The following is a 22,270-nucleotide window of genomic DNA, read 5'->3' as shown; positions in this document are numbered from 1 at the left end:
GCCCGCGCCGCCGCGACGGTGAGGACGATTCGGCAGCGATCGATCGTCCTTGCCAGGCATGATGCTCCCCGGCTCCACTGGACGGAGCGCGCGACCGGCGTCGCGGTGAGCACGGGGCGGGAGGGCGACAGCGATGAAGGAGGTCCGCGCCAAGGCTGCCCCGGCCCCTCGCGTCACCGTCGTGCGGACCTTCAAGTTCCGCCTCGATCCCACCCCCTCACAGGAGGAGCGGTTCGCACAGCACGCGGGCGCGGCCCGGGTGGCCTTCAACTTCGCCGTCACGATGATGGACCTGGCCACGGACCGGTGGCACGCCCTACGGGCTGGCCTTATGGAGCAGGGCATGACCCGCGAGGAAGCCACGGAGGCCTTGCGGGGCAGGTCGCCGGTCCCCAGGAAGGGCGACGTGCAGAGGGCATTCAACCGCTGCAAGGGGAGCATGAAACCCGGCTCCGAGAGGGCAGGGGAGTTCCCCTGGTGGGATCAGCCAGGCCGCGAGGTCGGCACCTACGCCTTTCAGGACGCCTTCGCCAACGCGGAGCGGGCCTACGCCAACTACATCGCCTCGATGTCGGGTCGCCGCCGGGGCTCCGGCATGCGCAGGCCGCGCCTGAAGAAGAAGGGCCGCAGCGTCGACTCCTTCGGCGCCCGTGGACAGGTCTCGCTCGTGGGCTACCGGGCCGTGAAGATCCCCGTCATCGGGCCGGTGCGCACCCTCGACCCGCGACTGGCCAAGAAGATGACTCGTCTCATGGCCCGCGGCAGCGGGCGCATCAGCGGGGCGACCATCTCCCGCGGCGGCAAGCACTGGTATGTCGCCCTGACCGTCCCCCTCGACCCCGCCGCCGTCCCGGTCCCCGGGCCGACCCGGGCCGCCTCGCAGCGCGGCTCAGCAGGAGCAGTCGGGGTCGACCTGGGCGTCTCCCTGCTCGCCGCCACCTCCGACGACCGAGACCCGCAGCAGACATTCGATCGCCTCGCCCCCGCCCGCGCCAGCCACACCAGAATGCTCCGAGCCCAGCGGTCCCTCGCGCGCACCAAGACGGGCTCGCGGCGGCGACGGAAGGCAGCACGTCGCGTCGGCGCGCTTCACCACACGATCTCGCTGCAGCGTGCCACCGCGCAGCACGCCCTGACCGCCCACCTCACCTCCTCCTATGCCCTGATCGGGATCGAGGACCTGAGGGTGGCCAACATGACCCGACGAGTCGCGCCCACTCCTGACCCGAACGACCCGGGGCGGTTCCTGAAGAACGGCCAGAGGTCCAAGTCCGGTCTCAACCGCTCCATCCTCGACGTCGGTTGGGGCGAGATCCGCCGCCAGTTGACCTACAAGGCAGAGCGACGCGGGATCACCCTCGTCGCCGTCCCCGCCATGAACACCTCGCGGCGCTGCAACGAGTGCGGCCACGTCGCCGCGGAGAACCGCAAGAGCCAAGCGGTCTTCGCATGCGTCGCCTGTGGCCACACCCGCAATGCGGACGTCAACGCCGCCCACAACATCCTGACCGCAGCGCTCGCGATCCGCGCACCGCTCGGCCACGGTGGCCCACCGCCCCTGACAGAGGGGAACGGGGACACGCGCGACCACCGCAACGCGGCCATGCGCATGTCCGAACACGCTGAAGGAGGCGCGCCCGAGCCCGGGAAACCAGGCCGTGGCGACCTCCTGCTGACGCGTGAAGCGTGCGAACCACTGCACGCAACCGTGCGGGAGTGATCCCGCCGCAGTCGCAGTCGGCTCCCTTGTGAGCACGCTGAGACTGGTCGTCGTGGCAGTAGTCTTCAGTCTTTCTGCCCCTCCCGCTCAGGCGCCTCGTGGGAGGGGCTCGGTCAGGCGCTCGCTCCGACGCAGTTCGGCCCGTAGCCGAGCACGACCGACTCGACCCCGGTCAGCGGCTGACCGCACCCCAAGCACGGCACGCCGAAGGTCGACGCTCCCACCGCCCCCGTGCCGGGCGACGCCTCGAACGCCGTGGCGTCGCTGCCTTGGATCCGGGCCCCGTACTGGCTTCCGCTCTTGGTGCGGCTGATGACGACGAGGTCCGTCACGATGCCCGCGTCGCTGGCCCGTGCGCTCAGGTCGCGAGCAGTGACAGCGCACCCTGCGACCGGCTGGGCGTCGTAGAAGCGGGCTACCGCCTCGTCGCTCATGAAGCGACCGCCGAGCGGGTCGGTGCCGGTGCGGTAGTCCCACCAGCGGTGACGGGCCTGCTGGACGGCCACCTCCAGGGGGACCTCGACGTCGAGGACGGTGAGCCTCTCGTAGTCGTTGAGCCCGAGTTGTGAGGTGTAGGTCTCGGCCAGCGGCCGCCACTGCAGAGTGCCCTCCACCACGACGTTCTCGCCTCGCGACAACGACAGAGCCCGCACGTCGTCCGCGATGTCGGTGGAGACGTGGTGGACCCACCACGACACCTCGCGCAACGAGACCGGTCGGCCGTCAGGCAGTGTGATGCTGCCGAGCAGGTCCAGCAGCCCCTCGGCGGCAGCCCGGCCCAGGAGCAGGTCCTTGATCTCGTCGGGGTCGATGCGCCGGTAGTCCTCGATCCCGTCGAGCGCTGCCAGAGCCGTCGACTTGCCCGCACCAGGCGGCCCGGCCGTCACGATCACGGCTCGCCCATCGCTCGGCGCGTTGGGCCGCCGGGCGCGGTACTCGGTGGCGACTTCGAGGCGCACGGCCTCGGTGAAGAACGGCGCCAGATCGGGCGGAGGGTCCGCGAGAGCGCCACCGGGGGAGTGCAGGGCGCTCAGTTCGGCGTGGACGCGGTCACGGAGACGGTGGTCGGACGCGCTCGCGGACACGCTTGTACTCCTCCTCGCTGAGCAGTCCGGCCATCCACGCCTGCCGAACCTCGTCCCACGAGCCGGAGATCGCACCGTCGAACGGTTCGGGTGCGTGCTGCCGGAACGTGTAATCCCGCTGGGCCAGGTGCTCGATCAGATCGGCACGGGAGCCCCCGTTGACCGCGGCGAGCAGGATCGTCTCCTCGGGGGACACCGCCCGAGGGTCGCGGCCCTCCATGGCCTTCAGCATGCGGTGCACGCGAGGCTGCGTCGTCTGCAGGATCTCCGCGATCTCACGCTGGCTCTTGTTCGCATCAGCCAGTTGGCGGGCCTCACGCATCTCCTCGATGCGGTTGAGCCGCTCCTGGGCCCGACGCAGTTCGGCGCGCCGTTGGATGTCGGCCACGCCCGACGCGCGCTCCTGCTGCTGGCGCCTGCTGTTCGGTGCCGCGTCGACGGGTTGGATGTCGTTCACGGCCCGAGCGGCTTGGAGCACGACGTACACCACTTCAGGCGCGTCGAGCCAGTCAGCCTTACGCAGCACGGGATCGTCGACCGCCTGGATGTCGTTCACGCCCAGAGCGTCCTTGACCACGGCGTACACCACTCCGGACGGCATCGGCAGATCAGCCTTACGCAGCACGGGATCGTCGACCTGCTGGATGTCGTTCACGCCCAGAGCGTCCTTGACCACGGCGTACACCACTCCGGACGGCATCGGCAGATCAGCCTTGCGCAGCATGGGAGTGGAGACGTGGCCGTCCCGCTGCCCGCGGGACGTCTTGCGTTCCGTGGTGAGCCCCGAGGCGAGCGACCCACGGATCGTGGTCGTGTTGGCATCGTGCGAGGCGCTCCTGGAGCCTGTGGCCCCCGCGGTCTTCTTCGCGGTCCGGCTCTTGCCTGCAGCCCCCTGACCGGCCGCCTTCGCCGCCTTGCTCGTCGCCATCAGGGCGGACCGCGAGAGAGCCCGGGACGAGCGAGTCCGCGACGGCGAGGCCGTCGTCTTGGAAGCGGTCGTCTCGGACTCGCTGGCCGTCTTCTCACTCGCGGATCCCGGCGTGAGCCGGGTGCGCTCTTGATCTTGCGGTCGCGCCTTGCCCGACGCTGGCGCGGCTGACGCAGCACTTCGATCCGTGTTCGCGGCCATGGGAGCCTCCTAGGCCAACATCGTACGTCGCCGATACGTCGCGTATCAAAGGATGGCCGCTGACCTGGTGGCCTCGTGGGTCAACGCAGCGCGTCACCGCTCACGAGCACGCAGACCGCGACCGGTGCCGTGCCTCAGTACGCGGCACAGGACCAACGTGAAGACCTCCGCCGCAGCCAGCAACACGGTGCCCGCCGCGATCGGCGTACTGACAGCCCTGATGGCCATCTCCTGGGGTGCCCATGCTGGCCTGCCCCACTCGGCCGCCCGCCTGGTCGGGCTCAGCGCTGCGACCCTCCTGCTGGTCGTCGCGGTGCGTCACGCCTCGGCCCGCCGAGTCCACCGGGACAGCCTCGCCTCATCCGCCTTGACCGGAGCGTTCTGGCTCGCCACCCTCACCGCCGCGGTGGCCTCAGCCTCTGGCGCCACCCTTCTGGCACGCGGGCCCAGTGCTCTCGGCGCCCCGGCCCTCACCGTTGCCGTGGTCCTCGCGATCGCCTTCGTCGCCGTCCTCGCCCGGGCCACCCCCGGCATCACGCGACGGACGCCGCAGCCCACGGAGATCGCCTTCCTGGCAGGAGCCCTGCGATGACCGCCGACGCCTCCCGACGCCCAGCCGACCACGGCAACGCCGCCGACCTCCGGTCCACCCGCGGCCCTCTGACCGAGACCGCCATGGACCGCCTCGCCGACGCCTCGGTGCTGCACGGACACACCGAGGCGCAGCCCGGTAGCGCGGCTCGGCACCGAGGACCCAGTCACGCCTGCCTCGACGCCGTGGAGAGTTTCCTCGCCCACCTCAACGCCACAGAGCAGGACCGCTGGTGGATCCGGACCGACCTCGACGGCGGCCTGAGGCTGGCCCGCGACGACGCCGACGAGTCCATCTCGCAAGCAGGCGAACCCCCAGAGCCGTCACCGGGCGCGCACGAGCGGACCCTCACCGGGCCCCTGCACTTCCTCGACGTCACCCGTAGCGGCGCTGCGCTCTACACCTACTTCGACGTCGTCGCCCGAGCACAGCGGGTCGCCTGTTCGCTCCCCTCGGGCATGCACACCCTCGCGGCGGTCCACCGGGCCGCGGTCGAGCACGCCCAGCACGACCTGGACGCCATCACGGCCGCCGAGAGGGTCGTCACCGCAGCCTTCAGCGAGTGCCGATCGCCTCGCCACGACCCCCACCAGCCGGAGGAACGATGAGCCTGGACCCCGCGCGGCAGCCGCACTGGGCGGCCGACCTGCCGCCGCTCGACCTCAGCGGGGCCTCGCGGCTGCGCCTGCGGTTCACCGAGCGTCTGGAGTCCTTCTCCACGCCCGGCGTCACCCTGAACCTGCTGGACCAGCCCATCGCCGCCGCCGCGACCCCGCCCCTGCGATTGCGCACTGCCCTGGCCGTGCTGGGAGGCCTCGACGACCAGGCCCTCGCGCTGGCCTCGGTCTTCCGCACCAGCGAGGGTTCCATCTGTGTGGAGACGCTCGCGCCGCACCGTGGAGCCATCGGCATGGTCCTGGTCCACCGAGAGGACCAGGTCGCAGCATGGCGACTCGTTCCCCACCAAGGGGCGCCCCGCGTCGCCACTGCCGAGCCCACTTGCGACGACCGCCGCTCGCGCACCTCCGCCCTGCACGACTGGCGGCCCGACACCGCCTGCGACACCGCGATCGCGCCCACGACTCGTGCCGCTGCAGTCCAAGCGCGCCCCACCCCACACCAGGTCGCCGCCCTGCTCAACGCCGTCGCCCAGGAGAGCCGATGACCACCACCCCAGACCCGGCAGCCGTCGCGAGCGCCGTCGCCGCGGGGCCCGCGCACGTGCTACTGGGCAAGGGTCACCTCGCCCCGCGGTCCTGGAAGTGCTCGTGCGGCGGTTTCGACGCCCGCGCCAGCACGGGGGAGGAACGGCACGTAGACGACACGACGGCGGTGCTGCGCCTGCACGCCCGCCACACCCAGGACGCACTGCTTGACTCGTTCCTCCAGGCCCGGCCGGGCTTCCCTGGCCAGCGAGGCCACAGCCGCCACGAACTCGCGTTGCACGCCGAACGTCACAAGGTCGAGAACCTGCTGGCCGAGCACCTCGGCTACCAGCCCTACCCGCCGGGCTCGCCCGGCTACAGCGACCTGCAGGTGAACTACGTGGTCGGTGACCACGACATCGTCACCCTCGTGAAGCAGGTTCTAGGGTCTCGGCCTGAGGCGGCACCCACCGAGGGTCACCACTAGGCGGTGGTGACTCAGCGGGGTGCCCGCCCGCGCGACTTACTGCGGCACAGGCACCCCGTGAGCACCGTGAAGAGCGACCGCACGAAGGTCGGACCGACCCCCTCCCGCCGCAGGGCGCCCAGTCCCGCCGAGGCGACCCCGTCCAGCCCACTGCCAGGCAGCCCAGCATCTTTGGGCTACACCCCCGAGCGCGGACGCCTGATCGTGCACTGGCTCGCCGCGTTCACCCTGGCCCTCGCTCACGCGGTCTCCCTGGGCGCTGTGGCTATGGCGCTGAGCGACCCCATGCTCACCCTGGCCTGGACGATGCTGCCCGCCTGGCTCACCATCGCCCTCCTGCCCGGCGCCCGAGCCACCGGCTACCACCGCTGGCTGGTCGTCCTGGTCCTCTCGGTCGTGGTGAGCAACCCGGTCCTGGGCATCCTCACCGTGACCGCGGGCCACACCTGGATCCTCCACCGCTTCTGGTTCGTGGAGTACCCCCGCACCTCGCTGCTGCACTCCGCCTTCGCGCGTGTGCGCTCTCGCCGCGGGTCCGGCGCCCGTGCATCCCGCGGCGGCACAGAACGCGCATGACCGCCGACACCCTCGCCCGCGCCGACACCGGCCCGCAGAAGGCCCAGGGCCCCACTCCGCGTCCCGCGTCGAACCCCGCGCCGATGAAGCACGACGATGTCCACGCCGTCTACCTCGCCGGACCGATGACGGGCATCCCCGCCTTCAACTACCCGGCCTTCATGAACGCAGCCGCAGCGCTCGAAGGCGTCGGGTACGCCGTCTTCAACCCCGCCACACACACCGGCCTCGACACTCGGGGCCTGACCGGCAACGAAGCGGCCGACCACCCCTCGCTGCGCGGCCTCGACAGGAGGGTCGCCTTCCTGGCCTACACCCAGTTCATCCTCGCCGAGGCCGACGCCGTCGCGGTCCTCCCCGGGTGGGAGACCAGCAAGGGCGCCCGCGCCGAGGTGGCGCTGGCGTTGGCCGCAGGCCTGCTGATCATCGACGCCATGACCGGGGAGAGGACCGAGGTCGACCTCCGGGCGGCCGAACCGCAGACGCCCCGGTGCGCGTCGCAGCGGCCGGTCGCGCTGGTCCCCGCCATCACCGCGGCGCGACGCAGCGAGAGCGGCGAGGTTCGCATCACCAGCGCGACCGGCGGCCAGAAGGGGCAGAAGGAGGCCGCCTTCGACCTCATCCCCGCTGGTGTGCTCCGCGAACTCGCCGTGCTCTTCGGTCGCGGCAACCTGAAGTACCCGCCGGGCCCCGACGGGACGCCGAACTGGAAGGCGGGCTACCCCTGGTCGCTGACCAAGGCGGCCCTCGACCGGCACATCAACACGTTCTGGTCCCGCGAGGAGGACTACGACGCCGAGATGGGCGTCAAGCACGTCGTCAACGCCATCTGGCACCTCATCGTGCTGGCCTGGTTCATGGAGAACCGCCCCGAGTTCGACGACCGTCCTCGCGCAGAGACCTACGTCGGCGCCCTCCCGACACCGCAGTGGCTCCTCGACAAGGCCGCCGCCGATGCCGCCCAGCCGCTGATCCAGGACACCAGCAGGGGTCCCGCATGAGCAGCCTCGCCCCTGCCGCGCCCGCGACAGCCCGCGGCGTCACCGAGCACTCAGAGGCCATCGCGGGCCTCAACGCCTACGAGGCGCGCAAGGCCACCCGGTGGCTCACAGGGCTGGGACACCTGAGCCCCGCGTCGGTCGTCAGCGTCGCCGCCCTCACCCGCGCTGCCGTCCACGACCCGCGTCAGCCGGACGCCCAGCCGGTGCGGCCGTGAGCGACGCGGGGGCGCCCGCGGTGACTCGCGGCCACGAGAACCGCCTGCGCGAGATCGCCCACCGCACCACACCGGCGCCCGCGGGAACGGGGGAGTGGGGGCCCGTGGTCGACGAGCGCGCGTTCTCCGCGGCCCGCTCGTTCCTGGCTGCTGCTCGGCAACTCCAAGCGCTCGCGGACCACCCGTGGGGCATCTCGCCGGATCCGGTCCTCGACCAGGCCAGCCCTGAGGGTGCGGCCCCCGGCGAGACGGGACAGGGACTGGTGCTCTCCCACGTCGAGGCCACCGGGCCGTGCCCGCTGGCCATCAGCGTCAGCATCGAGCCGGACGGGGGTCTGCACTGCCTCGTCCTCGCCCCGGAGCGGATCGACGAGCGCACCCAGGAGATGGCTCGACTCCACCACAGCAGCCACGACGCCGAAGCCGCCGCACGCTTCGTCCTCAGCGTCATCGAGCGCCTGCACGCAGGTAGCCAGGTAGCCAGGTAGCCAGGTAGTCGCTGGCCGCACGCTTCGGCCGCCGCCTCGACAGCGGCACAGGCCAGACATGACGACCACACAGCCCGCCGCGCGAGGACCGCGATGAGCGCCCAGGTCTGGGAGTTCGGGCCCCCGCGGCCAGCCCTGCGTCTGATCACCAGCGACACCACCCCCGACCCGCAGCCCGGCGAGCCCGCCGCGGGATCCGGGTCCTCGGACGACCCGTCCACGCAGCGACGCCGTCGACAGGCCGCGATCCTGGCTCACCGGGCCAGCCTGCCGACCCTCACCGCCGAGCAAGCCGCGGAGGCCGGGTTGGCCACGATCGACCAGATCGCCGCGCAGTGCGGGCTGCACCGCCGCTCCATGAGCGCTCGCCTGCTCGACCTCGACATGCAGCCGGTCGCCCTACTGCAGAGGACCGCCAAGGGCCGCCGACAGGTGCTCTTCTCCGTCTCCGCCGTCGCTCGCGCGCACGCCGCCCACGTGGCCAACAGCACCGGCGAGCCGGTGCGACGAGTCGGCACCACCACCCCGCACTCCGGCCGGACCCTCTACCGATGGCGAGACCAGACCCCCGAGACCCCCGAGACCCCCGCGCCATGAGCATCGCCACCACCCCAGTCACGAGCCTGCCGATGGAGGGCCTGACGGTCCTGGTGACCGGGAACATCACCGGGATGTCACGACAGTCGGCCACCGCTGCCGTCGTCGCGCTCGGCGGCAAGTCGGTCTCAGCCGTCTCCGGCAAGGTCGACCTCGTGGTCGCCGGAGACGGCGCCGGGGTCTCGAAGATGGACAAGGCACGCATCCACGGGTGCTTGGTCATGCCCGGCCAGCGTTTCGCCGACCTCGCGGCGGAGCCCTGGGACTGGGACGGCGTCGCTCTCGGGGTGCCCCACGCCGAGTGGGAGAGCGGCATCAGTGCCGAAGACGGGTCCGAGGACGACGCCGAGCCGCCCGCGCCGCGCCCTGGGGATCCCGACTACGTCCCGTTCGCGATGAGGCACCTGATCGCCACCGCCACCGACCACCGCATCGTCGAGGGTCAGTGGCGCAGCCAGTACCGACTCGCCTGCCAGTGTGGGCACCGGTGGGCCGAGCCCCTGCAGTACCTGCGGACCCCGACGTGCCCGGTGGAAGCCGGGATCGTCGACGAACCGACCCTCCACGCACCGTGGGCCGACGAGCCCTCGTACACGGGCCCCGGCATCAAGCGACGTCCCGACGCCCCGGCCCCTCGCCGACGCCCCGCCGCGACCCACGCGCTCGTCCCCGACGAGCCCCCGAGGAGCGCGCAGACCACCACCGTCGACCACCCGACCGTCCAGCAGCCGGTTCCACCCGCGGCTGTCGTCCACGAGCCCGTCCTGGCCGCTGATGCGGACCTGGCCTACCTCGACACGCTCACCCACGACCCCTGGAAGTCCACCTGGGAGACCCCGCCTCCCGTTCGCGAGCCGGTGCCCTTCGACCTGATCGACCCCGCGCAAGGGCTCGACGACCTCGACAGCGACCCCTGGGCCGAGCAGCCGGACGCGCCGCTCATCCCGGCGCCGCTCATCCCGGCGTCTCCCGCTGCGGCGCCGGTGGCCGTCCCGGGTTCGGTCCTGGCGCCCATCCCCGAGCCCATCCCCGAGCCCATCCCCGAGCCCGAGGACTGGTCGGTCCCGCCCGTCCAGATGCGCAGGCCCCTCCTCGTGGGAGCCGACCACTTCGACTAGCCGCCCCACCCCGCCCACTGCTGCACCCGAAGGAGCCACGATGCGCGAGAGCGCCGACGGCCACGTCCTCATCCAAGGGGCCCGCTGGCACTACCCACGCCAGGGCGACCCCACCGCGTGCGCGGTCACCGGCTGCGGTCGCATCCTGGGCCAGCAGGGCTCCTCAGACACCGAGGACGCGCCCGACGAGGAAGCAAGCACCTGAGCCAGAACCCAGAGCGCGGGTGCATCTCCGCGCCGCCGCCGCACACGGACGCCCCAGCACATCTTTGACCCTCCACGAAGGACCGCACATGCCCGCCAAGCCGAAGAAGCCGACCGTGCCGACCGAGGCCGAAGCCGAAGTCGCTGACCGGATCTGGACCGCCATGACCGGCATGGACAGCGGTGTCATGGAGGGAGTCTCCAGCCAGATCGCCTCGACGCTCCGCTCGCTCAACGACGTCGGAGCCACGGTCCACCTGATCCGCACCGAGCACCCCAGGCTGCTGGAGGCGTACGCGACCGACCTCATCTCCGTGGTCCAGCGCAGCCTGCCGGTTGACGAGGACGAGGCAGCGATGTTGGTGATGAGCCTGCTCGGCTCGACCACGCTGGCTCGCATGCTCGCCGACGCCGCCAACGGCAACATCGCCCCCGTCGTGTCCACGCCGCGCAAGCGCGCTCCGCGACGGGAGAGCGACAAGGACGACTCAGACAGCAGCACCGCCGAGGTCCGCGGCAACGACAGCGAGAACGATGACTTCGCGGATGACGACTACGGTGACGACTACGGTGACGCCGTCGTCCCGGGTGACTTCGACGAGCCCGCCGCCGCAGCGACTCCCCCGGACGCCCCCGCCGCCTCGGCTCAGGCAACCGTGACCACCCCGGTGCCGGAGCCCGCGGCCGCCGCGGCGACCGTACCGGTGGTGCCTGTCCCCGAGACGGTCCCGGTCGGGCCGAAGGCGACGATCCCGGTCGGGGAGGACGACTTCTAGGAGCCGGGACGTGAGCGAGCGGGGCTCGACCCGCACACCTGAGAGGCATGGACACGATGACGCTCCCCGCTGACCTCGCGCCGCTGTCGGCGAGCGCGATCCCTGGGGAGCGGGTGACCTTGCCCGGCCTGGACGTCACCGTGCAGGTGGCCCCGATCTCGCTCGCGCACGCATTGGCCGCCGCCGACGCCGACGGGGTCTACCGCAGCCATCTCGCGGTCCCGCTGCACGCCTTCCTGGCCGGGCAGTCCAACGCCACCGCCATGCGCCGCTACCTGTCCCGGGCGCTGCTCGACGACCCGGGGGTCTGCGACATCGACGCCCGACCGGTCGGCATCGAACCCTCCACCGGAGAGGTGTACCTGCAGGTGAGTCTCGACCTGCGCGGGTAGGCCTGCCCTGTCGGGTCAGGCTTCGAGCGGAGGCAGGCGCAGCAGGGCGTGGCTGACCTGGGCGACCTCGGCACTCATCTCGTTGAGCCTGTCTGCCCCCACGGTTGTCGCCAGGGCGTCGAGCACGTCGAGGACTTCCTCCCACGTGTGGATCTGCCACCGCTCACCCCCTGTGGTCCAGGCGGGGTCCAGCCAGTCCTCGATGTAGGCACGTCGTCTCGCGGGCACGATCACGTGAAGCGAGCACGGCTCGGGGCCGTTGGTGCCGTAGGTCGTGAACTGGGTGTCGTGCGGGGGCTTGTTGGCCGCGTTGACCTGCGAGCGGACCTTCACCTCGACCTGGACCTGGATCGCCCTCTCGTGCGCGTCCCACCCGACCACATCGGCGAAGCCACGCTTCCCGGGCAGCCACCGCTCACCAGGCACGCTGGAGGCTGCAGGGCCCAGCAGGCGCTCGACCAGGTCGGGACTGCGCTGCAGCGCGAAGAGCAGGAGACGCTCCAGCGCGCGCTCGTCGACGGATCCATAGAAGCGCGGGTGCGCGATGGCAGACCGCAGGCATTGCAGGGCCAGCACCCCGGAGTCGGTGGTGCTCACTGGAGGCCCCCGGTGGGCTCGTCCAGCCTCGGGCCGGAGACGACCAGGTAGGGGCGTCCGGGGCGTCCGGCCCGGCGCTGGCTCACCGCTTGCTCGACGTGCAGCCCGTTGTCCTCCAGCACGCTGGCGTAGGCGCCGAGGCGGGACTCGACGTCGCGTGCCGGGTCCAGCGGATCGTGGGCAGACGTTCCGAGGGTCTCGTGGTGCACCGTGACCCGGCCGCCGTCCTCGACGTCGAGGAACCCTTCCTCGAAGGAGGCGGTAGAGCCGATGACCCGGTAGCCCGGGCAGTAGCGGTGGTACCCGCGCACCGAGGTGGTCTCGGAGACGAAGCGCGTGAGCCCGGCGCGTGCAAGCAGGCGCGAGACGTGGGAGGCGAAGATCGGCCTGCGAGCGGTCCGGTCGGCCGCGGAGGTCTCAGTAGTCATCGTTCCAGCGCTCCCCGGCGTAGGTGGGGTCGAACCACGCCGGAGCGGTGTCGGAGTCGGGGTAGCGGTCCCGCACGGCTGCGATCTTGGCCTGCGTGCGGGTGTGGCACGCCTCGCACTTCAAGAACCGCGAGCCGCCGGAGGAGATTCGCATCCAGACCTCCCCGCCACACCGCTCGCCGGGCTCGGCCTGGTCCTGGAAGGCGAAGTTCAGGCACTCGGTCAGCGGCGCAGGCTCGCTGTAGCCGTCACCGGCCACCACGGCGTCGGCGTGCACTGTGGTGGGAGCGACGGCGCGCGGGGCGCCTCCGGCGGGGGTGTCGGTGGGCATGCCCTCATTGTGTACGGCATGTCGCCGGGTGCGCACCGTTCCGCTCGCGTCCGCGCCTCAGTTCATGTGCCGGACTCAGGGCAGGACGTCGACCTGCGCCACCTCGATCATCTGCCAGCCAGCCTGGTCACCGAAGGCGCCGGTGAAGTCGTGCCAGGTCAGGTCGCGCTTCCAGGCGCAGGCGTTGCCGTGGGGTCCGCGGGGTCCGCCGATGCCGTGCTGCTCCATCTGCCCGTGCACGGTGAGGAAGTCGCGGCGCGTGCCCTCGACGCGACGATCAGCGGCCATCTCGGCCATGGCGTAGGAGGAGTAGGGGCCGTCGGTGACGGTGCTGAACCACTTGGTCGCCTCGGCTTCACCGATCGCCATCGGGTCGGCGGGTGAGAACGTCCAGTCTGCGGTGGTGACCATGTAGGCGAGCGCGCCGGAAGCGACGGTCGGGTAGGTGCCCTCGGGCTCAGGTGTCGAGGGGCTCGCGGGTGTCATGACGACATCGTGTCCGGCCCCGACCGGCCGCTGCACCCTGGGGCTTCGCGCCGACCTGTCAGCCGCGCCGGGCCGTGGTCTCGGTAAGCGTGCGCTTCAGCGCGCGGTAGATCGGCTTGGCGCTGAGGTCGTTGCGCAGGATGCCGAACCCGGCTTGGTGGGGGCCTTCGCCGACCTTCTCGCGCTCGTTGTAGACGAACGCCTTGGTCACGAACGGGTAGCGATCACGCAGGGTGCGCAGTGCCTGGAGGGTGTGGTCGGCCTGCTGGGCCTCGCTCACGCCTCGCTCCCAGTTCGCCTCGCGGCCGGTGTTGGGGTGGGAGGACCAGCCGAACTCGGTGACCCACACCGGTGTGCTCACCGAGTAGCGGGTCATGAGCGCCTTCACGGCGCCGAGGTGGGTGAAGTCCCAGACCTGTGCGCCGTCTCCGTCGAGGGGACCCCGGTCGGCGGGGGCCTGGTAGGGGTGGGTGGCCATCACGTCGAAGCATCCGGCCGCACCGGCGCGGTAGGTGTGCTCGATCCACGGGGTGTCGTTGTGCATCGTGCCGCCGTAGACGATCTGGACGGCAGGACGGGGGCTGATCGAGGCGACGGAGCGGTAGGCCGAGCAGAGCAGGCCGGTGTAGACCGCGGGGTCTGCGCCGACGAGGAAGTCGGCTGAGTTCGGCTCGTTCCAGACCTCCCAGGCCGCCACCTTGCCCTGCCAGCGTTCGGCTGCCCAGGCGAACGCCCGGCCGTAGTCGGCGGGATCGGTGGGCGCCACGCGCTCCCCAGCGCCCCCGTTGGCCCAAGCCGGGGTGAGCCACAGGGTGCCCAGGACTTTCAGACCGGCAGCGCGCGCCATCGAGATGACCCTGTCGACGTTGGCTGGACCCCATGCTGCGGCGTCGATCGGGCCGCGCTGCGGCTGCAGCATCGCCCAGGAGATGTCCAGGCGGATCCAGGTGGCCCCCATCTCCTTCAGCCGCTGCAGCACCTGCTTGCGCTCGGTGTCGGTGTAGGAGGACCACATGCCGTGGAACTGGACGCCCACCGCGGGCAGCGCGGCCGCAGCAGCGACACGGCGCGGTCTGGTCGCTGCGCGGCCGGAGGAGCGAGGAACCTTCGGTCCGTCGGCGGCGTCTTGTGGCGCGAGGTGGCTGTGGTCCACTCCGACAGTCTGCGCGACCGTCGGGTCCGTGCCCTCGGCCCGACTGGGGGCGCTGAGGGTCGTACTGAAGGTGGTGCCGACGAGGAACGCGGCGAACGTGGCCGCGACCAGACGCCGAGCGGGGCGATGACGAGGGCGGGTACGCACGGCGCGGACCATGCGCAACCCAGGCGGGCAGCGCCCCCGGGAGCACCCGCGGGGGCGGGGTCAGATCTTGTCGTCGACGACGTCGGGCCGCGTGGGGATGCCGGTCAGGGTCGGCAAGTGCCTGCGCGCCTCAGCGACGGCACGACGCAGGGTGTCGGGATCCGTCATGGCGGCGTTCTGGGCGCTGTTGCTCAGGTGCAGCAGCGCGCCCTTGTCGCGGTGCCACGACGACAGCCCGATCTGTAGGTCGAGGCTTGCTGCGGCCTCGGTGTGCACGAACTCGTTGCGCCGGGTGCTCACCGAGTCCCACCCGGCGACCCGGTGAGCGACGTCCCAGGCCTCGTCCTCGTCGTCGGATGCGGCGGGCGGGTGCTCGGCGCGCGCCGCAGCGAGAGCGTCGGCGGCCCGCTCGAACTCGCCCAGGGCGCTCTCGGCCTTCTCGGGGTCGTCGAAGACGCCGAGGTAGGTCACCATGCCGCCGATGGAGCCGGTGTGGTTGCGCTGGCCGAGCATCAGCGCGACGACCGGCAGCGTGCCCCCGGATCGCGAGGCGGAGCCGACGATCACCTCGATGCCGTTGCTGGGGGCGGAGACCGCAGACATCTTGGGGTCGAAGGTCTCGTTGAACCGGGCCCCGCCGAAGTCGTCGGCGTTCAGTCGTCGCCCGTTCGGGCCGCGGTCCTCGGTGGGGTACTCAGCCACGGTGGCTGCGACCGGGACCTTCGCGTCGGCACGACGCACGACGGTGCGCAGACCGTGGGAGTACGTCTTCATCACCACGATGGGACCTTCAGGGGTTTCGACGTGGCGGACGCTGAGGACCTCGGCGTCGCGGCTGGCCCAGCGACTGGTGTCGTCGGGGTCGATCAGGACCACGCCGGGTTCGACGGTGGCAGCGGTTCCCTCGGCGGCGTTGGCGCGCTTGGCGGCCAGGCGGGCCGCAGCCTCGGAGGCGGCGCGCTCGTCGGCCTTGGCCTTCTCTGCTGCGTCGCGCACCTTCTTGGCGGGGCCGTCGGCGTCGTAGTCCTCGACGCGGACGGTCCGTCCGTCGTGGTCAACGACGACGAGGACGGGCGTGGCCTCCACCGGCTCCTGGCAGTGAGGGCACCCGGGCTCCTCGGAGCGGGCCATGAACTTGTGGCACTGCTCGCAGCGCCGCTCGGTGCTGACCGCACCACAGGTCCCGCACTCGTAGAGACGCTCGGCGTCGTCGACAGTGAAGGCCTCCTCACACGCCTCGCACCACAGGGCCTCGCTCGTCTCCACGGGGCCCATCGCGAGGTTCGGCGCGGGTGTCGTGGCGGTCTCCAGGGTGACGTCGGCGGCCTCGGCCGACTGCTTCACCGCGAACCGGCCACTACTGCCGCGCGGGTGCTTGGCCTCGTCGTAGCGGTGGGTGGGACTCACGGGACTCATGATCTCAGGGTGTGCGGCAACGTGAGGCGGCGCTCGCTCGCCGCGCTGCCGCACAGTCCCACCTCGACCTCTCAGGCGCGCCTGCCGCACAGTCCCACCTCGACCTCTCAGGCGCGCCTGCCGGGAGCGGAGACCCCGCACCCGGGGCCGTCGAGCGCCAGCCCGCACACGATGTGGGGCACCGCGACGGCACTGAACTTCATCTGCGCGCCAGCCAGCGAGTAGTCCCCGATGGGGCGGGCGGTCAGGCGCTCCTCGATACGGAAGCCGACGTTGCCGCATTGCGGGCAGGTCTGGGCTGCGGCCCACTCGGCCAGGGCGTCCTGGGGGACGGTGGCCTTGATCTTGTCGGGGGTGCTGGCGTCGACGAGCCTGTCGTCGTCAAGGGTCCCGCCGGTGTACTTCTTGGGGGTGCTGGGCATGGTGGGTCTCCTGCGCGGATCTCGGGCGGTGCCTTCTGGGTCAGGGTAGGTGGCCGCAGTACTCATCGGGGGCGTGAGGTGACGCGGGTGGTGAAGTCGTCGGGCACCTCGTGGGCGGGCACGTGCACCACCTCGTGAGCGCGAACGAACACCGGCGAGGACTCGTTGTGCCACACCACGTCGTAGCCGTTGGCCGCGAGCGCGGTGACCAGTCCGAAGTAGCCGACCTCGGTGCCTGCGGTGCCGTCGAGGTCGTACTCCTCGGCGGAGATGACGTGGGAGCCGACAGCGATCTCAGACACGTCGGCTCCGGTCCCGCCGGAGCCGGGGGCGGAGTCGGTGGGGGTGGCACTGGCCGGGGCACCGGCCGGGGCACTTCGTGCGAGTCGGTCGCGCAGCAGCGCAGTGTCGGCCTGGGCCGCAACATGGACCACCGCGGACAGGCCCAGGTTCGGTAGCGCCGACATCACCTCGCGGGTCAGGCGGGCGGCCACGTCGCCGAAGCCCGGGTCGGCCTGGTGGGGCGAGGGCGCCCTCATGGCCTCGATGCGATCGGCCAGAGCCCGCAGGTCGGAGACGACGGATCCGACGATGTCCTCGAAGCGCTCGGCGGCGAACCGGTACTTGAACTCGGAGTCGAGGTCCGTCTGCTCGGTGGGGTTGTCGCTGGCGGGTGTGGTGTCCATGCACCGACCGTGTCCGGCGGGCGTGCGCCCGCGCACCGGGGTTAGACGATGGTGGCGGGCAGGGGGCGCCGCGTCGGGTGCAGGGCGTCGAGGATGGCTTCGGTGTCGACCTCGACGGCGATCTCGGCCCAGGCGGCGGCCTCGTCGCCGATCTGTGCTTTCTGCTGGGCGACCTCCTGATGCCAGTAGGTCGGGTTCTCCTCGATGAGGAACTCGTCGGCGGCGGCCATGACGCTGGGCGCGTGCTCGCCGGGGTAGGCCTCCTGGTAGTGGCACACGAGCAGGTGGATCTTCATGGCGTGGTGTCTTCCTCGCGGTAGGCCCGGCCGGAGAGGCGGCGTGGGGGTCAGTGTGTGGGAGCGAGTCGGGGGTCGTCGTGGGTGACGAGGTCCGCGCAGTAGAGGGCGAACTTGTGCGCGTAGTCGTAGTGGCCAGCGGCCCGGGACTCCGCGTCGGCGACCTCGGCTGCGTCAGCGGGGCCCAGGCCGCGGGTGGCGCGTAGGCGGTTGATCTCGGTGTGCATGGCCGACCGCTCGTGGACGAGCCAGGCGATCTCGGTGGTGTCGTACCCACGAGGGTCCTGGACCGTGACGAAGTCGCGGCGCTTGGCCCGCTCGGCGCTCGTGGCGAGCGAGGCGTGGAAGGCGCGCAGGTGGTCGAACACCTCGCACCACAGCCGGTGCTGGGGGCCGGTGAGGGTTCCGGCGGCGATGCGGGTCATGGCTCCATGCTCCTCTGCGGCGGCACCGCTGGGCCAGCGGTCTTGGCGACGGAGTCAGATGTCCCGAGGGCCGGTCTGCTGGCCTCGATGCGGGCGAGGTGGGTGTCGGTGACGCGACCGGACCGGGAGCGGCACGGGGCATGCAGGTCCGCGCCGCAGGTGGTGCAGCCCGTCGGGTAGGCCGCGGAGATCGCCGTGCTGGACCTCACGACCCGGCCTTCCCGGACTGCAGCCAGGCCAGCAGGGTGTCGTCGTCGGTGACGTCGAGGTTGCTGGTGCGGGGGTCGAAGCGGGCCACGGTGAGCAGAGCGGTGCCCGCCACGCTCGCCCGGGCGATCGTGGGGTAGGCGGTGACCAGGCGGCTGGCGGCGTGCAGTACCCCGGCGCCCCATCCTTCGATGGTGGTGATGTCGTGCTGACCGAAGGTCCAGCCCTCGAAGTAGACCTCGGGGTCGTCGGCCACCCCGACGATGGCGCTGCCGGGCGCGAGGGTTCGGCGCAGTCGCTGGCCACGCTCGTTCTCGCTGGGGACGTAGACGTTGAGGGTGAAGCCGTGAGGAAGGTAGGAGGGCCGCTCGTGATAGGCGGGTGCGGCGGCGCAGTCGCGGCACTGGGGCCACCCGAGAGTCTCCCGAACGCCGACGCGGTGCCTCGCGTCGCGCCAGCAGACCCAGCCAGCAGCGTCGGCGGGCCCGGTCGTGGGCTGTCGGCTCACTGCTTCACCACCAGGGCGTCCAGCGTGAGCGCCTGCCGCGGGTCGTCGGTGGCGATGAGGAAGCGGCGCACCGCTGTCGCCGCGGTGCGCACACCCTTGTCGCCGATGATGGCGTAGGCCAGCCCGTCGGCGTAGCGGGCTGCGAAGGCGTCGGGGGCCGCCATGCGCGCCCGGTGCGCCAGGTCGCGGGCCGCGAGCCTCTGACCGGCGCAGTAGGCGGCCAGCCCGCGCAGCGCGAGGTCACCGGCGGGCTTCTCGGTCATGGCGCCGCCCAGCATGCCGCGGTAGGCCTCGACGGACCCGGCCTCGGGGGTGGGCAGGTGGGGGATCGGCTCGTAGGTCGACCAGTCGGTGGTGGGGGCGCTCATGAGGGGACCGTGTCCGGCGCCTGCGCCGGGGCGCACCCGGCTGTGTTGTCCACGGCGTGGTCCATCGTCAGTAACCGTCCTCCTCGGAGGCCGCGCGGACCTCGCGGACCTGGTGGAACAGCGCTGCGAGCACCTCGATGAGGGTGCCGGTCGCCACGACGCCGTCGGCGCCGTAGCGCCAGCCCTTGCGCCGGTCCAGCAGGACGGCGCGGTCGCCATCGGCGGAGTGGGCTAGCACGAACGACCGGGTGGCGCCCAGGTCGTCCTCGCTGATGGCCACCGGGTGCAGGCCGTTGGCGTGCTGGTGCCACTGCCAGTCGATGTCGAGGTTGCGGCGGCCGTCGTTGACGTCGATCTCGAAGGTCAGTCCCGCCTCGGGGGCCAGCAAGGAAGCCGCCGAGGCGAGGGCTGCGGCCAAGGAGGGGATTTGGGCGGGGTCGTTGTCGTCGCCGTAGAGCGACAGCCCCGCAGCGCAGACCATCGGCCCGTCTTGCGTCCCGTAGCGCGCGACGTCGCGGATGTAGGGGTGCATCTCGCGCAGGACCGCGGCTAGGTCGCGCTCACCGCGGCCCGTGGTGCGGTAGGTCAAGGCGACCTCCTCGGGGGTCACGTCGCGTAGAGCCGCACGGTCCAGGATCTTCTTCATCGCCTTGCGGTGCGCGGTGCGTTCGGTGACGAGGGCTTCGATGCGCGCGTCGAGCGCGGCCTCGGCAGCCTGCGAACTCGCGAACTCGCGGACCTCGTCGACCGTCAGCGTCGGAAACATGGCAGCGGTGGCGTCCAGGGCGTCCAGCGACAGAGCGTCGACCTCAGGGGAGCCGGTGCTGGCCTGGACGGTGCTGGTGGGCTCGGTCATGCACTCATCGTGTCCGGACAGAGCCTCACGGCGCACCGGCATTGCGCGGGCCGGGCTGACTGACTGGGCCGCCTGACTGGTCAACGCCGCCACGGGCGCGGGGTGTCGGTCGCGGCAGCGCGCAAGCACGTGTCGCAGACCTTGACCTCGGCGCCCTCGGCCGTGGTCGGCAGCACAGAGGCGGAGGCGGTGTGGCGGGTGCGGCGCCGGAAGTAGCGGTCCAGGCGGGCGCCACACCATCCCTGCGACAGCGACGTGTCGCGGATGAGGTGGAAGGGCCCCACGAGGTCGCGACCGGCGTCGGCCCCGATCCCCGATCGGTCCCGGGTCAGCCGCGCCTGCCACGTCACGGCTCCGGCGGCGTCGAGGTCGACCAGTCGCGCATGCCGGAGATCGGCGACGGCGCTAGAAGAAGGCTCAGGGCTGCTCATGCGCGGATCGTGTGCGGCCGCGGCACCGCATTGCACGCCAGGAGCACCGCACGTCAGGAGCGCGGGCCTGGTCAGGGGGTCTGGCCGAGGAAGGTTCGTGCGGCCTCCAGCACGGTGCGGTGGTTGCGTTCCAGCCACTCGGCGCTCTGCTGCTCGCGGGGCATGAAGGGGTCCGCGGTCGCGATCCGGTCGGCGGTCTCTTCGATGAGGTCGGCCATCCGCGACCACCGCACGTCGTCGTGTTCTCGGGCGTGCCGCTCCATCGCTCGGCTCGCTCGGACGAGCACGGTGCACACCTCGACCAGCGGCGGGTACGGGGCGAGGTCCTCAGCGAGGATGGCGTCCCAGGGGAACCCGAACTCCCCGTCATCGACGACCGTGGCCGTCTCGCTGCCGTCGGCGCGGCCCGCGTCCTCAGCGGCACTGGGGACGGAGGTGCTGGGGACGGAGGTGATCGACAAGCGCACGACACGACCGCGGCCAGCATCGACCATGGCCTGGGGGCTGTCGGGGAAGCACGCGACGAACGGCCGGTGGGCGCTGATCATCGACGGGGCCGGGTCGCCCGAGTCACCGGCGTCGCCCGGCGTCGCGGAGTCCATCCATCCCCAGTAGACCCCCGCGGGGTCGAGGGCGACCTTGACGCGCACGGGTGCCTCGTGGCCGTGGGCCATCGGGTGGCGGGGGTCGGGATGCGGGGCGTCGAAGTGCAGGGGGCCGCCGTCTCCGGTGTCGCCCGCCCACATCCACCACGGTCCGCAGCCGTCCTCCAGGGCGGCGTGGGTGCCCCGTTGGCCGAGTGTGGCCAGGGCGGGGGAGTGCCCGAGCCCGCGGGCCAGGAGAGCGGCTCGCTCCTGGTCGTCGAGGCCGTCGCAGCCCACGCCCTCGCACGGGCTCTTGCCGTGCTGCTCGCAGTTGGGGTGCGTGCACGGGTATCCGTCGTCGGGTACGAATGTCGTCGGGTGGGTCATCGAGACGCGCTTCCTGTGGCGGGCTGGCGGGCGTGGTCGAGTAGGGCGTCGGCGGCGCGCTGGCGGGTGGCGAACCAGGTGGTGTCGGTGCTCCACTGGCCGGGTTCGCCAGTGGGGGCTGTCTGTCGGCACCAGTGGGCTCGGCCCGTGCGTCGCCCCGTACGGGCTGCTCGTCGGCGCATCACACGCCCCACCACGGTCTGGTCGAGGAGGACCTCGTAGACCGCGTGGGTGCGCAGGGTGGCATCGGTGAGGTCGGTTGGCACCTTGCGGAAACGCACGGTCTCAGGGGCAGAGGAGGACACGACTGTCGCCGTGTGCGGCGCGGGCCTCGGTGCGCACCGGTAGGCGTGGAGTCGCGCCGCGGGGCCGGTTCCCTAGCCCCAGTGGACGTCGCGGCCGTTGGCTGCGGCCCACGTGGCCACCTCGTGCAGGTGGCTGAGGACCCGCTGGTCGTAGCCGGGCTCGCGCCCGCAGTTGATCCAGGTCGCCCCGGGTCCGCCGACGGCGTGAGCGGGGACGCCAGCGTCGGACGGCTGGATGGCCATCGCCATCAGGACCCGACCCAGGAACTGCTCGGCGCTCATGGCCCCCACCAGCCCGGCCGAGCAGTGGGTGAAGTCGCGCTCGATGCCCAGGACGTCGTCGATGAGGTGGCCCGCGTTGAGCGAGGAGACGTTGATCTCGGGGATCTCGACGCCGTTGATGGTCATGATGAACCCCGAGCCGTCGGCGGCTCGGTCCGCGTCGCAGTACTCGTCGCCGCAGCGGACGGTCATGGATGCCTCGCCGCCACGCAGGGCCTCGCACGCGGGGTAGGTGGCAGCCAGCACGCCGGTGTTGGCGGCGCCGCAGGCGCAGAAGAAGCCGAACCCGGCGACGTCGCTCTCACGGAAGGCGGGGGCGAAGGTGACAGACATGGCGGGCTCCTCGGGGACGATGCTGGGCGGGACAGCCAGAACGTGACCGGCAGTCGCATCAACCTGCACCGACCCACCTCCCGTCATCTGCTGGTGC

Annotated in this window: 32 protein-coding genes; 14 read left to right on the top strand and 18 right to left on the bottom strand. The window is 71.8% G+C overall.

Translation table 11 applies throughout. The annotated features are described in order from the left end of the window. The first annotated feature begins 133 nt into the window (after positions 1-133). Complete coding sequence (locus ASF47_RS18235; RefSeq protein ID WP_056865466.1) at positions 134-1,720, top strand: RNA-guided endonuclease InsQ/TnpB family protein; 1,587 nt, start codon at positions 134-136, stop codon at positions 1,718-1,720. 113 nt (positions 1,721-1,833) lie between these two features. Here ASF47_RS18235 and ASF47_RS18230 read toward each other — a convergent pair whose 3' ends face one another. Then, positions 1,834-2,679 carry a zeta toxin family protein gene (locus ASF47_RS18230; protein ID WP_268778337.1) on the bottom strand — a complete coding sequence of 282 codons (846 nt, stop codon included), beginning with the start codon at positions 2,677-2,679 and terminating at the stop codon, positions 1,834-1,836. A 91-nt stretch (positions 2,680-2,770) separates the two neighbouring features. After that, positions 2,771-3,733 carry a hypothetical protein gene (locus tag ASF47_RS18225; RefSeq protein WP_056865464.1) on the bottom strand — a complete coding sequence of 321 codons (963 nt, stop codon included), beginning with the start codon at positions 3,731-3,733 and terminating at the stop codon, positions 2,771-2,773. A 358-nt stretch (positions 3,734-4,091) separates the two neighbouring features. Here ASF47_RS18225 and ASF47_RS18220 point away from each other — a divergent pair, with 358 nt between their 5' ends. The 13 genes from ASF47_RS18220 to ASF47_RS18165 all read left to right on the top strand — a co-directional run bounded on the left by ASF47_RS18220 (position 4,092) and on the right by ASF47_RS18165 (position 11,525). Further along, entirely contained in the window at positions 4,092-4,526 is a 435-nt protein-coding gene (locus ASF47_RS18220; RefSeq protein ID WP_056865463.1) for a hypothetical protein, read from the top strand. Next, positions 4,523-5,134: a hypothetical protein gene (locus ASF47_RS21255; RefSeq protein ID WP_056865462.1), complete on the top strand. Its 612-nt coding sequence runs from the start codon at positions 4,523-4,525 to the stop codon at positions 5,132-5,134. The genes ASF47_RS18220 and ASF47_RS21255 overlap by 4 nt, the downstream gene beginning before the upstream one ends. Beyond that, positions 5,131-5,691: a hypothetical protein gene (locus tag ASF47_RS21250; RefSeq protein ID WP_056865461.1), complete on the top strand. Its 561-nt coding sequence runs from the start codon at positions 5,131-5,133 to the stop codon at positions 5,689-5,691. The genes ASF47_RS21255 and ASF47_RS21250 overlap by 4 nt, the downstream gene beginning before the upstream one ends. Continuing rightward, positions 5,688-6,158, top strand: coding sequence for a hypothetical protein (locus ASF47_RS18205; RefSeq protein ID WP_056865460.1), 471 nt, complete (start codon positions 5,688-5,690; stop codon positions 6,156-6,158). Before ASF47_RS21250 ends, ASF47_RS18205 begins: the two co-directional genes overlap by 4 nt. A 171-nt stretch (positions 6,159-6,329) precedes the next feature. After that, on the top strand, positions 6,330-6,734 hold the full coding sequence (locus ASF47_RS18200; RefSeq protein WP_056865459.1) for a hypothetical protein: 405 nt from the start codon (positions 6,330-6,332) through the stop codon (positions 6,732-6,734). Beyond that, positions 6,731-7,735, top strand: a complete 1,005-nt coding sequence (locus ASF47_RS18195; protein ID WP_056865458.1) for a dATP/dGTP diphosphohydrolase domain-containing protein — start codon at positions 6,731-6,733, stop codon at positions 7,733-7,735. Before ASF47_RS18200 ends, ASF47_RS18195 begins: the two co-directional genes overlap by 4 nt. Next, the gene (locus ASF47_RS18190) at positions 7,732-7,950 is read left to right on the top strand and encodes a hypothetical protein (protein WP_056865457.1); all 219 of its coding nucleotides are present in this window, start codon (positions 7,732-7,734) and stop codon (positions 7,948-7,950) included. Before ASF47_RS18195 ends, ASF47_RS18190 begins: the two co-directional genes overlap by 4 nt. 104 nt (positions 7,951-8,054) lie before the next feature. Next, the gene (locus tag ASF47_RS18185; RefSeq protein WP_156698015.1) at positions 8,055-8,438 is read left to right on the top strand and encodes a hypothetical protein; all 384 of its coding nucleotides are present in this window, start codon (positions 8,055-8,057) and stop codon (positions 8,436-8,438) included. A 93-nt stretch (positions 8,439-8,531) separates the two neighbouring features. Continuing rightward, entirely contained in the window at positions 8,532-9,035 is a 504-nt protein-coding gene (locus ASF47_RS18180) for a hypothetical protein (RefSeq protein ID WP_056865455.1), read from the top strand. Then, a complete protein-coding gene (locus ASF47_RS18175; protein ID WP_056865454.1) occupies positions 9,032-10,153 on the top strand; it encodes a BRCT domain-containing protein in 1,122 nt (373 codons plus the stop codon). Before ASF47_RS18180 ends, ASF47_RS18175 begins: the two co-directional genes overlap by 4 nt. A 40-nt stretch (positions 10,154-10,193) precedes the next feature. Further along, positions 10,194-10,358 carry a hypothetical protein gene (locus ASF47_RS21245; RefSeq protein ID WP_156698013.1) on the top strand — a complete coding sequence of 55 codons (165 nt, stop codon included), beginning with the start codon at positions 10,194-10,196 and terminating at the stop codon, positions 10,356-10,358. A gap of 88 nt (positions 10,359-10,446) precedes the next feature. Further along, the gene (locus tag ASF47_RS18170) at positions 10,447-11,133 is read left to right on the top strand and encodes a hypothetical protein (RefSeq protein WP_056865453.1); all 687 of its coding nucleotides are present in this window, start codon (positions 10,447-10,449) and stop codon (positions 11,131-11,133) included. Between the two features lie 47 nt (positions 11,134-11,180). Next, the gene (locus tag ASF47_RS18165; RefSeq protein ID WP_056865452.1) at positions 11,181-11,525 is read left to right on the top strand and encodes a hypothetical protein; all 345 of its coding nucleotides are present in this window, start codon (positions 11,181-11,183) and stop codon (positions 11,523-11,525) included. Between the two features lie 15 nt (positions 11,526-11,540). Here ASF47_RS18165 and ASF47_RS18160 read toward each other — a convergent pair whose 3' ends face one another. The 16 genes from ASF47_RS18160 to ASF47_RS18085 all read right to left on the bottom strand — a co-directional run bounded on the left by ASF47_RS18160 (position 11,541) and on the right by ASF47_RS18085 (position 22,173). Beyond that, positions 11,541-12,122 (bottom strand): hypothetical protein, encoded by a 582-nt coding sequence (locus ASF47_RS18160; RefSeq protein WP_056865451.1) that lies wholly within the window; start codon positions 12,120-12,122, stop codon positions 11,541-11,543. Beyond that, on the bottom strand, positions 12,119-12,550 hold the full coding sequence (locus tag ASF47_RS18155; protein ID WP_056865450.1) for a hypothetical protein: 432 nt from the start codon (positions 12,548-12,550) through the stop codon (positions 12,119-12,121). The genes ASF47_RS18160 and ASF47_RS18155 overlap by 4 nt, the downstream gene beginning before the upstream one ends. Then, positions 12,540-12,881 carry a hypothetical protein gene (locus ASF47_RS18150; protein ID WP_056865449.1) on the bottom strand — a complete coding sequence of 114 codons (342 nt, stop codon included), beginning with the start codon at positions 12,879-12,881 and terminating at the stop codon, positions 12,540-12,542. The genes ASF47_RS18155 and ASF47_RS18150 overlap by 11 nt, the downstream gene beginning before the upstream one ends. A gap of 75 nt (positions 12,882-12,956) precedes the next feature. Next, the gene (locus tag ASF47_RS18145) at positions 12,957-13,367 is read right to left on the bottom strand and encodes a hypothetical protein (protein ID WP_056865448.1); all 411 of its coding nucleotides are present in this window, start codon (positions 13,365-13,367) and stop codon (positions 12,957-12,959) included. 58 nt (positions 13,368-13,425) lie between these two features. Then, positions 13,426-14,520: a cellulase family glycosylhydrolase gene (locus ASF47_RS18140; protein ID WP_156698012.1), complete on the bottom strand. Its 1,095-nt coding sequence runs from the start codon at positions 14,518-14,520 to the stop codon at positions 13,426-13,428. A gap of 207 nt (positions 14,521-14,727) precedes the next feature. After that, positions 14,728-16,083 (bottom strand): hypothetical protein, encoded by a 1,356-nt coding sequence (locus ASF47_RS18135; protein WP_156698011.1) that lies wholly within the window; start codon positions 16,081-16,083, stop codon positions 14,728-14,730. A gap of 107 nt (positions 16,084-16,190) precedes the next feature. Then, positions 16,191-16,505, bottom strand: coding sequence for a hypothetical protein (locus ASF47_RS18130; RefSeq protein WP_056865445.1), 315 nt, complete (start codon positions 16,503-16,505; stop codon positions 16,191-16,193). Positions 16,506-16,567: 62 nt separating this feature from the next. Next, complete coding sequence (locus ASF47_RS18125; RefSeq protein WP_056865444.1) at positions 16,568-17,191, bottom strand: hypothetical protein; 624 nt, start codon at positions 17,189-17,191, stop codon at positions 16,568-16,570. A 41-nt stretch (positions 17,192-17,232) separates the two neighbouring features. Then, the gene (locus ASF47_RS18120; protein ID WP_056865443.1) at positions 17,233-17,487 is read right to left on the bottom strand and encodes a hypothetical protein; all 255 of its coding nucleotides are present in this window, start codon (positions 17,485-17,487) and stop codon (positions 17,233-17,235) included. 50 nt (positions 17,488-17,537) lie between these two features. Further along, positions 17,538-17,912: a hypothetical protein gene (locus ASF47_RS18115; RefSeq protein WP_056865442.1), complete on the bottom strand. Its 375-nt coding sequence runs from the start codon at positions 17,910-17,912 to the stop codon at positions 17,538-17,540. Positions 17,913-18,117: 205 nt separating this feature from the next. Continuing rightward, positions 18,118-18,627, bottom strand: a complete 510-nt coding sequence (locus ASF47_RS18110) for a hypothetical protein (RefSeq protein WP_056865441.1) — start codon at positions 18,625-18,627, stop codon at positions 18,118-18,120. Further along, positions 18,624-18,995, bottom strand: a complete 372-nt coding sequence (locus ASF47_RS18105; protein WP_056865440.1) for a hypothetical protein — start codon at positions 18,993-18,995, stop codon at positions 18,624-18,626. The genes ASF47_RS18110 and ASF47_RS18105 overlap by 4 nt, the downstream gene beginning before the upstream one ends. A 67-nt stretch (positions 18,996-19,062) precedes the next feature. Continuing rightward, positions 19,063-19,851 carry a hypothetical protein gene (locus ASF47_RS18100; protein WP_056865439.1) on the bottom strand — a complete coding sequence of 263 codons (789 nt, stop codon included), beginning with the start codon at positions 19,849-19,851 and terminating at the stop codon, positions 19,063-19,065. An 80-nt stretch (positions 19,852-19,931) separates the two neighbouring features. Continuing rightward, positions 19,932-20,282, bottom strand: a complete 351-nt coding sequence (locus ASF47_RS18095) for a hypothetical protein (protein WP_156698010.1) — start codon at positions 20,280-20,282, stop codon at positions 19,932-19,934. Between the two features lie 71 nt (positions 20,283-20,353). After that, positions 20,354-21,253, bottom strand: a complete 900-nt coding sequence (locus ASF47_RS18090; RefSeq protein ID WP_056865437.1) for a hypothetical protein — start codon at positions 21,251-21,253, stop codon at positions 20,354-20,356. A gap of 377 nt (positions 21,254-21,630) precedes the next feature. Beyond that, entirely contained in the window at positions 21,631-22,173 is a 543-nt protein-coding gene (locus ASF47_RS18085) for a hypothetical protein (protein WP_056865436.1), read from the bottom strand. Positions 22,174-22,270 lie beyond the last annotated feature (97 nt).

This window comes from Nocardioides sp. Leaf285 (assembly GCF_001422955.1).
GTDB lineage: Bacteria > Actinomycetota > Actinomycetes > Propionibacteriales > Nocardioidaceae > Nocardioides > Nocardioides kribbensis.
The sequence above is the reverse complement of the archived record's forward strand: the minus strand, read 5'-3'. Positions and strand labels throughout refer to the sequence as shown.